This window comes from Mycobacterium sp. (assembly GCF_036273375.1).
Classification (GTDB): domain Bacteria; phylum Actinomycetota; class Actinomycetes; order Mycobacteriales; family Mycobacteriaceae; genus Mycobacterium.
Genome location: NZ_DASUHS010000212.1, coordinates 21,028 through 31,531, shown reverse-complemented (window position 1 = coordinate 31,531; position 10,504 = coordinate 21,028). Strand labels below are relative to the sequence as shown.

11 protein-coding genes are annotated in these 10,504 nt (G+C 67.7%); 5 read left to right on the top strand and 6 right to left on the bottom strand.

Annotated elements, in window-relative coordinates; all coding sequences use genetic code 11:
* On the bottom strand, positions 1-247 hold a 247-nt coding region (locus VFW69_RS19495; RefSeq protein ID WP_526503616.1), incomplete at its 3' end, for a hypothetical protein.
* 150 nt (positions 248-397) lie between these two features.
* On the opposite strand from VFW69_RS19495, the gene VFW69_RS19490 reads away from it, so the two are divergent.
* On the top strand, positions 398-994 hold the full coding sequence (locus VFW69_RS19490) for a hypothetical protein (RefSeq protein WP_526503614.1): 597 nt from the start codon (positions 398-400) through the stop codon (positions 992-994).
* 150 nt (positions 995-1,144) lie between these two features.
* Here the strand turns inward: VFW69_RS19490 and VFW69_RS19485 are convergent, their stop codons facing one another.
* The 4 genes from VFW69_RS19485 to VFW69_RS19470 all read right to left on the bottom strand — a co-directional run bounded on the left by VFW69_RS19485 (position 1,145) and on the right by VFW69_RS19470 (position 5,688).
* Positions 1,145-1,963 carry an MAP_0585 family protein gene (locus VFW69_RS19485; protein ID WP_526503622.1) on the bottom strand — a complete coding sequence of 273 codons (819 nt, stop codon included), beginning with the start codon at positions 1,961-1,963 and terminating at the stop codon, positions 1,145-1,147.
* Between the two features lie 396 nt (positions 1,964-2,359).
* The gene (locus VFW69_RS19480; protein WP_526503612.1) at positions 2,360-2,824 is read right to left on the bottom strand and encodes a lipoprotein LpqH; all 465 of its coding nucleotides are present in this window, start codon (positions 2,822-2,824) and stop codon (positions 2,360-2,362) included.
* A gap of 64 nt (positions 2,825-2,888) precedes the next feature.
* Entirely contained in the window at positions 2,889-3,335 is a 447-nt protein-coding gene (locus tag VFW69_RS19475; RefSeq protein WP_526503610.1) for a hypothetical protein, read from the bottom strand.
* 229 nt (positions 3,336-3,564) lie between these two features.
* Positions 3,565-5,688, bottom strand: a complete 2,124-nt coding sequence (locus VFW69_RS19470) for an acyl-CoA dehydrogenase family protein (protein ID WP_526503608.1) — start codon at positions 5,686-5,688, stop codon at positions 3,565-3,567.
* A gap of 344 nt (positions 5,689-6,032) precedes the next feature.
* On the opposite strand from VFW69_RS19470, the gene kstR reads away from it, so the two are divergent.
* Positions 6,033-6,632, top strand: coding sequence for a cholesterol catabolism transcriptional regulator KstR (gene kstR / locus VFW69_RS19465; RefSeq protein ID WP_064882776.1), 600 nt, complete (start codon positions 6,033-6,035; stop codon positions 6,630-6,632).
* A gap of 6 nt (positions 6,633-6,638) precedes the next feature.
* Here kstR and VFW69_RS19460 read toward each other — a convergent pair whose 3' ends face one another.
* Positions 6,639-7,718: an Rv3575c family transcriptional regulator gene (locus VFW69_RS19460; RefSeq protein ID WP_526503606.1), complete on the bottom strand. Its 1,080-nt coding sequence runs from the start codon at positions 7,716-7,718 to the stop codon at positions 6,639-6,641.
* A gap of 128 nt (positions 7,719-7,846) precedes the next feature.
* Between VFW69_RS19460 and VFW69_RS19455 the strand changes: the two genes are divergently transcribed.
* From VFW69_RS19455 to VFW69_RS19445, 3 genes are read left to right on the top strand one after another with little or no spacing between them, the layout of a single operon-like run.
* Positions 7,847-8,785 (top strand): metal ABC transporter solute-binding protein, Zn/Mn family, encoded by a 939-nt coding sequence (locus VFW69_RS19455; protein ID WP_526503620.1) that lies wholly within the window; start codon positions 7,847-7,849, stop codon positions 8,783-8,785.
* Complete coding sequence (locus tag VFW69_RS19450) at positions 8,782-9,603, top strand: metal ABC transporter ATP-binding protein (RefSeq protein ID WP_526503604.1); 822 nt, start codon at positions 8,782-8,784, stop codon at positions 9,601-9,603. The genes VFW69_RS19455 and VFW69_RS19450 overlap by 4 nt, the downstream gene beginning before the upstream one ends.
* Positions 9,603-10,463 carry a metal ABC transporter permease gene (locus tag VFW69_RS19445; protein WP_526503602.1) on the top strand — a complete coding sequence of 287 codons (861 nt, stop codon included), beginning with the start codon at positions 9,603-9,605 and terminating at the stop codon, positions 10,461-10,463. The genes VFW69_RS19450 and VFW69_RS19445 overlap by 1 nt, the downstream gene beginning before the upstream one ends.
* Positions 10,464-10,504 lie beyond the last annotated feature (41 nt).

Below are 10,504 nucleotides of genomic sequence, written 5' to 3'. Positions count from 1 at the left end.
TCTCGGCCGACTCGGCAGCAAAGACACCGAACGTGTAATCGTCGTCCGGCACCGTCATCGCCGTCAGAAGCTGGACCGCAGTTCCACGCGTCGACATCAATTCAGCACGGCTATTCAGTCGATCGACGATATCGCCTATCGAGTGGGCGGATGTTCGTGGTCCGTACCACTCGACGAGGAACCGTTGCGGTTGAGGCCCCGTGATCGCCATTGTTCTCAGGATATCGACGCCGGCGATCATCGGCATCAGGGTTTTCCCTAATGCATGCCGCTCTGATTGATCTCCGAGTGGCTTTCGAAAGTGTAGGGACATCCCTGATTCATGGACCGCGATATCGACGTAGCGTCGCCAATCAATGGTTCGACGTCTTCGACTACCCGAGCACGAGGAATTCTCATGACGATCAATATGCATTCCGCGCCCGAGTGCGAGTGGCGACCTGGGCGACGCGCCCAGAGCCCGATCGCGGCGTCCGCAACTTGTCGGCTGTTGGTCGCGGTGGCGCTCAGCTGTGCGGCGGCAGGCTGTCAGTCCCAGAGCGGCTCAACCAGTGCTTCTGGGAGCGGTCCGGACAAAGCTACGCCGAGCGCTTCACCGGCCGCTAAGCCGATCGATGCCTGTTCAATGGTTCCGCAACAGGATGTTTCGTCGATACTCGGCGTTTCGGTGTCAGGCAAGGCCGGCGCGTCGAAGGATCCGCGGATTGGCGGCTGCACTTGGGAGAACCCCTCGACAGACGAGTCGATAACTTTGGAAATCGGTCAGCCCGGCACGGCCCTGCACAACACCCTGCCTCCACCAGAGGCGGGTTTCCCTAATGCTGGCAAAGCGGGTCCTGACGGCATGCGCCTGCTCGGCAGCGGCATGGTCGAGTTCGCCGCCGGCAATAGGGACAACACCCTCCAGGTTGCGGTCCTGAAATTGTCGGCTGACCAAGCCAATTCGGCTGCCATAGAGCTTGCGCGCAAGGTTGCGCCACAGGTGCCCCAATAAAGAAGTTGATTGCGCTCGCCGGCGCCACTCCATCAATTTCTAAAACTCGCACGAAACTAGGACAACTGTAGTTTGCGCATTAATCCTGAACAAACACATCTGAATCCGGGGGCACCCGAATTGGCGCCCCCGGCTCAGCGGTATTCGCCGTCAATACAGCGGTACCCAAGTACCGAAGAACCAGTAACCAAAACCCCCGTAGTCCGAGTTGAAGACCGGAAGGACGGTGTAGTTGTTGTAGGTGAACGGTGAGAAGTAGTTCTGTCCGTAGGACGCGTCAACCGGCGTCCCTTGCCAGGGTTGGTTCCAACCGCCGGCAGGCGGCGGCCCGTTCCAGCCACCAGCAGGCGGCGGGCCTTCCCAGTACGGCGGGGGGGAGCCCGGAGCGGGGCCATTGCTCCACCCGTAGCCGCTCGGCGGCGGCGGAGGTGGCGCCCCCTGGCCCGGGATGCAGAAGCCACCCGGCAGGTTGGTGGGGCCGCCTATCTCCCCAGTGGGGCGAAGGATGGGAGGGGGCGGTGGGTAGTACGGCGGGTGGGGAGGCTGAGACCACGGCGCATTAAGGACTGGGCGAGGCGGCCTGGGCGGGTATGAGTTGTTCTCGCCCGGCTGGTTGGTGGTACCACCCCACGGTGCCCCGGTTGTCGGCGTCGCGCCGCCCCACGGCGCCCCGTTTGGCGGCGTCGAACCCGAGCCCCCGTAACCGGAACTGGGGCCGGGGCCAGGGCCGGGGGCGGGTGTGCAGTTCTTGTACCAGGCGGGACATACCGTCGGCATCGCTGACGTCGAGCCGTTCGGCGGCGCCTGCTGCCAGGAGCTCGGCGGCGTGTTGTTCGGCGCCGGCTGCTGCCACGGGCTGGGCGGCGTGTTGTTCGGCGGCGTCGTACCCGAGCCCCCGTAACCGGAAGTGGGGCTGGGGGCAGGGGCGGGGGTGCAGTTCTTGTCCCAGTTGGGGCATTGGGTCGGCATCGGGGCCGTCGTGCTGTTCTGCGGTGGCTGCTGCCATGTGCTCGACGCGGGCGGCGGCGGCGACTGCCACGTGCTGGGCGGCGCTTGCGTGGTGTGCGGCGGCGGCGTCGACTGCCACGTGCTCTGTGGCGGCGGCGTGCCGTGCGGCGCAGTGGCTACCGGCGGAGTGCCGGTGCCCCCGTACCCGGGGTTGGGGCTGGGGTTCCCGGAGCAGCCTTTTTGCCAGCTCGGGCATGGCGGCGGGTCCAACGGGGCGGAGTTCGCGAAGCCCCCGTTGACAGCCGTGACGGACACGCCCAGGCCCGTCGCGACTGCCGCTGCTGCGGCGAGGCGTTTGATAGACATTGATTGCGTCCCCTCTCGGGCGTTGGTCCGAACGATTCGGCTGGGCCCGCGCTACGGGCAGGTCACGTCCATCTCGAATGGTTTGGTCACCGGCTTCGGCTGGTGGGGATCGCTCACATCGGCACCGGTCGCCGTGCCCTTGATCTGAATAGCGTTGTCGCCCACCGCAGCTCCGGCATTCCCGCCCTGCCCCTTCGCGGCGTCGGAAAAACCGAGCGTGATGCCGTCGACGTCGCCCAGTCCGACCGCGTGAACGATTGGCGGGTTGTCCTTACTTACCACCGCCCCGACACCTTTGGTCGGGTCGCCAATGCCGATGCTGATGTTGTCGCCGGCCGGTTTGCAGGTGACCGGACCGCTGACGTTCTGGTTCTTGCCGTCCACGATCACCTGCGGCCCGGCGGCCGGCGCCCCCGAGTTCGACGCTTGCGGGTTCGACTTATTGCCGGAACAGCCAGCGCCACTGGCGATTACGATGGCCAGGCCGGCCACACCGACGATGATCTGACGCTTCACCGCTGTCTCCTTCATGTCCGGGGATGTCCACTGTTTCGCGACCGCGATTCGCAAACCCGATGGTTTACTGCGCCGGGCCGGGCATTTGGTAAGCGCACCTGCCGGCCGTGTGTTCGGCGAGCGTGACGGACTGGCCGTCCACCTGGATCGCGCAGTCGTGCGGACCGCCGGTTTTGTCGGTGTAGTTCAACGCCAGGTACGGGCTTCCGGTCACCTGCACGGTCTGCGACCAGGGGACTGAAACCCAGGTCGTGCTGCTCGCCGGATACACCGGGGTACCGGGGTCCGGGATGACAGAGAAAACGTCGCCGCCGCCGAGGATCCGGTACACAACGGTATGTTGCGCCGGGTCGGCCTTGGCGGCGGGCAACATGGCCGGCGGCGCAGCGCTCATCGCTACGGCAACAGCCGCCAGCAAGCCGGCCAGGGCGCTCGGCCGTGGCGCCACGCTGGCACGGAACCAGCGGCGAGCGGCAGCGTTCATGTGGTGATAAGCCGAATCCGTTGGCATGGCGTCCCTTTCGATACCGACCGCGGCGACATGCAGGCGCGCGCCCGCAGTCTCGTGTTCGGCGATGAAGCGACTATCGCCCGCGCGGCTGCTATAAGCTAAGGCCGCGTGCTGACCCGTCTCAATTAGGGATTTCCCTACACTTTTCGCCTAACGAGTCCCCTGCAACCCGCTATCGACCGTTAGGCCGGGCGAACCCGAGCAACGACCTGGGCGGCCGAAGGCCTTATTAGCGGGGCAGGCCAAGGAGCCGCTCGGCGGCGACTGTCAGCAGGATCTGCTCGGTGCCGCCCGCGATCGTCAGGCAGCGGGTGTTGAGGAAATCGAACACCGCCTGGTTGTGCACCAGGCCGCCGCCCTCGGACACGTCCATCGTGAATTCGGCCAGCGCCTGGCGGTAGCGGACACCGATGAGCTTGCGCACACTGGACTGCGCCCCCGGGTCTTGCCCGCCGACGGCCAGCTGAGCGATCCGCTGATCGAGCAGCGCGCCGGTCTGCGCCGTGACGATCAACCGCCCCAGCCGGTCTTGCTCCGCGGCGTCGAGATCGAGCTCGGCCAGCACCTTGAGGAGCTCCTCCATCGGATTGCCCAGCGCGGTTCCGTTGGCCATCGCGACCCGCTCGTTGGCCAGCGTGGTGCGGGCCAGCCGCCAACCGTCGTTCACCTCGCCGACTACCAGTTCGTCGGGAACGAACACGTTGTCCAGGAACACCTCGTTGAACAACGAGTCGCCGGTGATCTCGCGCAGCGGACGGATCTCGATGCCCGGTGAGCTCATCTCCACCAGGAAGTACGTAATGCCTTTGTGTTTCGGCGCATCGGGATCGGTGCGCGCCAGGCACACTCCCCACTTCGCCTTGTGCGCCGCCGACGTCCACACCTTCTGCCCGGTCAACTGCCAGCCGCCGTCGGTCCGGACCGCTTTGGTGCGCAGCGAGGCCAGGTCCGAGCCGGCTCCCGGTTCGGAAAACAGCTGACACCAAAGGAATTCGCCGCGCGTGGTGCCAGGCACGAAACGCTCGACCTGTTCCGGCGTGCCATGCTCGAGGATGGTCGGCGCCGCCCACCAACCGATCACCAGGTCGGGGCGCGCCACACCCGCCGCCGCCAGCTCCTGATCGATCAACAGCTGCTCGGCCGGTCCCGCGCCGCGCCCGTAAGGCTCCGGCCAATGCGGCGCCTGCAGGCCCGCCTCGGCCAGCGCCGCCTGCCGCTTCTCATCGGGCAGCTCGGCGACCTGGGCCACGGCGGCAGCGATCTCCGCCCGCTGGTCCTCGACCTCGGTGAGGTCGATCCCCAGCCGGCGCCGCACACCCGCCTGGGTCAGCGCGGTGATGCGGCGCAACCAGGTCTGGGCCCCACCCAGGAAGCGGCCGATGGCATGCGCCCGGCGCAGGTACAGGTGCGCGTCGTGCTCCCAGGTGCAGCCGATGCCGCCGAGCACCTGGATGCAGTCCTTGACATTGGCCTGCACGGCGGCGATGCCGGTGCTCGCGGCCAGGGCAGCGGCGATGGAGAACTGCGATTCGTCGCCCTCTGCCGCGGCGCGCGCGGCATCGGCGGCGGCCACCTCGGCCTGCTCGGCGCGGCACAGCATCTCGGCGCAGATGTGCTTGATGGCCTGGAAGCTGCCGATCGGCTTGCCGAACTGCTCGCGGACCTTCGCGTAGTCGACGGCGGTCTCCAGCGACCACCGGGTGATGCCGGCCGCCTCGGCCGCCAGCAGCGTCGCGGCCAGCTCCTCGACGCGTTCGCGGGTATCCGACACCACGGTGGCCGGGGCCGAGTTCAGCGCCACCCGCGCCAACGGCCGGGAGAAGTCGCTGGCTCGCAGGGGCTCGATCTGCACCCCCTCGCCGTCGGTGTCGATCAGCAGCCACTTCCCGCCCGCCGGCGCCAACAGCACGGCGCCGTCGGCCACACCCAACGCGAATGCCACGGTGCCCGAGGCCTTGGACGTCGCGTCGTCGAACCCGATGTCGCCATCCAACGCGAGCCCGGCGAAGCGTTCACCGGAGGCGAGGGCGCCCAGCAACTCGGGATCAGAGACAACCAACGTGGCCAGCGCGGTGGTGGCGACCGGTCCGGGGACCAGTGCTTTCGCCGCTTCCTCGACCATCGCGCACAGGTCTTCGATGCTGCCGTCCGCGCCGCCGAACTCCTCCGCGATCGCGACGCCGAAGATCCCCAGTTCCGCCAGCCGGGAGAACACCGGCCGCCAGGCGTCGGACTTACCTTGCTCCACGTCGCGGATCGCCGCGGTTCCACCAGGTCCGGAGGCCGAATTGCGGGCCCAGTCGCGCACCAGGGCTCGCGCGGCGAACTGCTCGTCGGTGACGGTCGCTACCACCTGAGAGGACCTCCGCGTCCTTGACTCTCGACGTGACAAGGGGGTCGGACCCCTGTCCTGATTGTGCGATCTGCCCGCAAGCGGGTACCTCTCCATCACGCGTTGGCACGCAACCCGCTCTTCGAAGACTAGAACGTGTTCTAATAGTGCCAGTGATCGACCGTCAAGTCGAACGCCATCACAGCAGCACAGCGCTTGTCCGCGGCGGTATGGAGGTGGGAAATTCACACGCAGAATGCGTATCGTTTGCAAACGAACCGCCGGGAACAGGAGCAAACCGTCACATGCCAGCCAACGCAAATCCGACCCGCGTTTCTGACTCGCAGCCGCGCGAGGTCATGAACGTGGCGGTACTGGCGGAGTCCGAACTGGGGTCTGAGGCGCAGCGGGAACGCCGCAAGCGCATCCTCGACGCCACCATGGCCATCGCCTCCAAGGGCGGCTACGAGGCAGTTCAAATGCGGGCGGTGGCCGACCGCGCCGATGTCGCGGTGGGGACGCTGTACCGCTATTTCCCGTCGAAGGTGCACCTGCTGGTGTCGGCGCTGGGCCGCGAGTTCAGCCGCATCGACGCCAAGACGGACCGCACGGCCATGACCGGCGGCACCCCCTTTCAACGACTCAACTTCATGGTGGGCAAGCTGAACCGTGCGATGCAGCGCAATCCCCTGCTGACAGAGGCGATGACGCGCGCCTACGTTTTCGCCGACGCGTCCGCGGCCAGCGAGGTCGACCAAGTCGAGAAGCTCATCGATTCGATGTTCGCGCGCGCGATGGCCGATGGCGAACCGACCGAGGACCAGTACCACATCGCCCGGGTGATCTCGGACGTGTGGCTGTCGAACCTGCTGGCGTGGCTCACCCGCCGGGCCTCGGCCACCGACGTCAGCAAGCGGCTGGACCTGGCCGTGCGGTTGCTGATCGGCGACCAAGACTCCAAGTAGTCCGGCTCACGCCGGCGGACCGGCGGTGCGGCCGCGGATGAGCTCGGTGTCCAAGAGTTCGACGGCCGGCAAACCCGATCGCGGCGGCTTCAACAACAGCTCCGCGGCCCGGCAGCCCTTCTGCAGGCTGGGCTGCGACACCGTGGTCAGACCGCGGTTGATGGCGTCGGGCACGCCGTCGAAACCGGTCAGGGTCATCTGACCCGGCACGTAGATGCCATGTGCCCGCAAGTAATCCATGGCGGACAGGGCCAGGATGTCCGCGGTGCACATCAGCGCGGTGATCCGCGGATTGCTCTCCAGGGCCGCCTTTGCGGCGGCGCCGCCCGATTCGGGCAGGTGCTCGTAGCTTTCCACCACGGTAAGGGAATCCGGGTCGACACCGGCCGCCGTCATCGCCTCCCACACCCCGATGACGCGCTCGCGTTGCACGTCGAAGGCGGGCGAGCGTAACCGGTCGGGGTCCACCAGGCCCTGGCGTCGGTCCCGGCCCAGCCGCATGGTCAGCAGCCCGATCTCGCGATGGCCCAGGCCCAGCACGTAGTCGGCAAGCTCGCGCATCGCGGCGCGGTCGTCGATGCCCACCCGCGAGACGCCGGCCAACCCCTTGGGCTGGTCGACCACCACGACCGGCAGCCGACGCTGCAGCACCACCTGCAGGTAGGGATCTTCGTCGCACACCGAATACACCACGAAGCCGTCCACGCCGGCCGAAAGCACAGCGGCGGTGCCGTCTTTGAGGCTGCGGCTAGGCCCGACGGCCACCAGCAACAGCCCCTGCCCCACCTCCTCGCACGCCTGCGCCACCCCGGTGACGAAGTCCCGCGCGGCGGGGTCGCTGAAGAAGTAGGTCAGCGGTTCGGCCATCACCAGACCGACCGCGCCGGCCTTGCGGGTCCGCAACGATCGCGCCACCGGGTCGGGGCCGGCGTATCCCAGCCGCTTGGCCGTCGCGAGCACCCGCTCACGCAGATCCGGGGAGAGCTGATCGGGCCGGTTGAAAGCATTCGAAATCGTCGTACGCGAAACGTTGAGCTCGTCCGCCAACGACGCCAGAGTCGCACGCCGTCGCGGTGGGGGACTCACGTTCGGTGAGGCTACAGCGGACCGGGGCCCCGGCGTATGCGCTTCAGCTTGCGGCTTTGTAATGGAAACGATTTTCATTAGTATTATGGATCGGCTGACCGGCCGGCGGGAGGAAATCGGACGTGCGCATGGCACTGACGCGGCAACGAACGGCTAGGGCCAGAATCGCCGATACGACGCGATGGCTGGCGGCCGCTCTGGTGTTCACCGGCGGGGCGCTGCTCACCGGCTGCAGCGGCACGGCGCACTCTCGCGCCATATCCGTCGTCGCCTCCACCGACGTGTGGGGCAGCGTGGCGCGTGCCGTCACCGGCCGCCATGCCGCCGTCAAATCCATTCTCAGCGGAGCGGATATCGACCCGCACTCTTACGAGGTCAGCCCCGCGGATGCCGCCGCGATCGCCGACGCCCCGCTGGTGGTCTTCAACGGCGGCGGTTATGACGGCTGGGTCGACGACGTGCTGGCCCACCACCGCGACGCCAAAGCGGTCATTGCCTACTCCTTCCTGGAGACCGACGGGCAACCCCGCAACGAGCACGTCTTCTACGACCTGACCGTCGCCAAATCCGTTGCCGCCACCATCGCCGACCGCCTCGCGACGATCGACCCGGGCAACGCCGCCGACTATCGGGCCAACGCCGCCACATTCGGCCGCGGCGCCGAGTCCATCGCCGGCGCCGAACACGCGATCGCTACCGACTACCCCAACACCTCGGTGGTCGCGACCGAACCGGTCGCGTTCTATCTGCTGAAGGCGTCGGGCTTGGTGAACCGGACCCCGCCTACATTCGAGGCGGCCATCGAGAACGAGACCGATCCCGCGCCGGCCGACATGGCGGCGGTCCTTGACCTGATCAACCGGCGTCAGGTGTCGGCGGTGCTGATCAACCCGCAGACCTCCACGACCGCGATCACCGGCCTGCGCGACGCCGCTCGGCGCGCGGGTGTCCCGGTCACCGACGTTCCCGAAACGCTGACCGAAGGCACGGATTACCTGGCCTGGCAACGCAATACGGTCAACCAGCTGCAGTCCGCGCTGCAGTCGAGCCGGCCCGTGCGGTCATGACCCTCGAATCCGTCCCGGCCATCGAAGACCCCGCCGAGACCGTGTCGCTGCGCGGCGCGCGGCTGGCGTTCGGCGACCGCGTGCTATGGGACCACCTGGACCTGTCGGTGGCGCGGGGCGAGTTCATCGCGGTGCTCGGCCCGAACGGCAGCGGCAAGACGTCGCTGCTCAAGGTGCTGCTCGGGCAGTTGGCACTGAGCGCCGGTGCCGGACTGGTGGACGGAAAGCCGATCACCTCGGGCAGCGGGCGCATCGGCTATGTGCCCCAACATCATCCGATGGATGCCGACGTGATGCTGCGCGGGCGCGACCTGGTTCGGCTGGGCATCGACGGACCGCGCTGGGGCGCCATCCCGCTGCGGTCCGCCGATCGGGCCCGCCGGCGCGCGGCCGTGCGGCAGGCGCTGCGCCAGGTCAATGGCGAACACCTGGCGGACGTCCGGGTCGGAATGATGTCGGGCGGGGAGTTACAGCGGGTGCGCATCGCCCAGGCTTTGGTAAGTGACCCGCTGCTGTTGCTGTGCGACGAGCCGCTGCTGACCCTCGACCCGGCCAACGCCAAGCTGGTGGCGGCGCTGATCGACCGGCGCCGACAGGACACCGCGACCACGGTCATCGTCGTCACCCACGAGATCAACCCGATCCTGCCGTACGTGGACCGGCTGCTGTATCTGGTCGATGGCCGGTTCGAGATCGGCAGCGTCGAGCAGGTGATGACCAGCCAGACGCTCTCGGCGTTGTACCAGGCGGACATCCAAGTGGTGAAGGTCAAGGACGGCTACGTGGTGGCCGGCGTCCAGGACGACGGGTATTGCTGATGGAGCATCGGCTCGTCGGCTTGCTGGACAATTTGGTCTCCTTCGACATCACCGCGCACCTGCTCGGCCATGACTTCGTGCAGCAGGCGCTCATGGCGGCGGCCCTGCTGGGGCTGGTGGCCGGGCTGATCGGGCCGTTCATCGTCATGCGGCGGATGTCGTTCGCCGTGCACGGTTCCAGCGAATTGTCGCTGACCGGCGCCGCTTTCGCGCTGCTGGTCGGCTTCGGCGCGGGGGTGGGCGCGCTGATCGGCAGCGCCCTGGCCGCGGCGCTGTTCGGCGTGCTGGGGCGGCGCGAGCGGGAGCGCGACTCGGTGATCGGCGTGGTGCTGGCCTTCGGGTTGGGCCTGGCGGTGTTGTTCATCCATCTCTACCCGGGCCGCACCTCGACCAGCTTCGCCCTGCTTACCGGCCAGATCGTCGGGGTCGGCTACACGGGCCTGACCATGCTGGCGCTGGTCTGCCTGCTCGTCATCGCCGTGCTGGCGACGTGTTACCGCCCGCTGTTGTTCGCCACCGTCGATCCCGACGTCGCCGCGGCGCGCGGTGTGCCGGTCTACGCGCTGGGCATCGTGTTCGCCGCCCTGGTCGGCGTGGTGGCGGCCCAGGCGGTGCAGATCGTCGGGGCGCTGCTGGTGATGTCGTTGTTGATCACTCCGGCGGCCGCGGCGGCCCGGGTGGTCGCCTCGCCCGCGGCGGCGATGGTGGCCTCCGTGGTGTTCGCCGAGGTGTCCGCCGTGGGCGGCCTCGTGCTGTCGCTGGCGCCCGGCGTGCCGGTGTCGGTCTTCGTCGCCAGCATCTCGTTTCTGATCTATCTGGTCTGCTGGCTGATCGGACACCGGCGATCCGCTGCCGCTTAAGCTGGGCGCATAGATTGGCCCACATCCGGAAGGCACTGGTG

Excerpts from the sequence above, each read along its gene's own strand:
- VFW69_RS19475 (WP_526503610.1), bottom strand. The coding sequence starts at position 3,335 with ATGCCAACGGATTCGGCTTATCACCACATGAACGCTGCCGCTCGCCGC.
- VFW69_RS19485 (WP_526503622.1), bottom strand. The coding sequence starts at position 1,963 with ATGCCGACCCAATGCCCCAACTGGGACAAGAACTGCACCCCCGCCCCT.
- VFW69_RS19455 (WP_526503620.1), top strand. The coding sequence starts at position 7,847 with ATGGCACTGACGCGGCAACGAACGGCTAGGGCCAGAATCGCCGATACG.
- VFW69_RS19490 (WP_526503614.1), top strand. The coding sequence starts at position 398 with ATGACGATCAATATGCATTCCGCGCCCGAGTGCGAGTGGCGACCTGGG.
- VFW69_RS19445 (WP_526503602.1), top strand. The coding sequence starts at position 9,603 with ATGGAGCATCGGCTCGTCGGCTTGCTGGACAATTTGGTCTCCTTCGAC.
- VFW69_RS19450 (WP_526503604.1), top strand. The coding sequence starts at position 8,782 with ATGACCCTCGAATCCGTCCCGGCCATCGAAGACCCCGCCGAGACCGTG.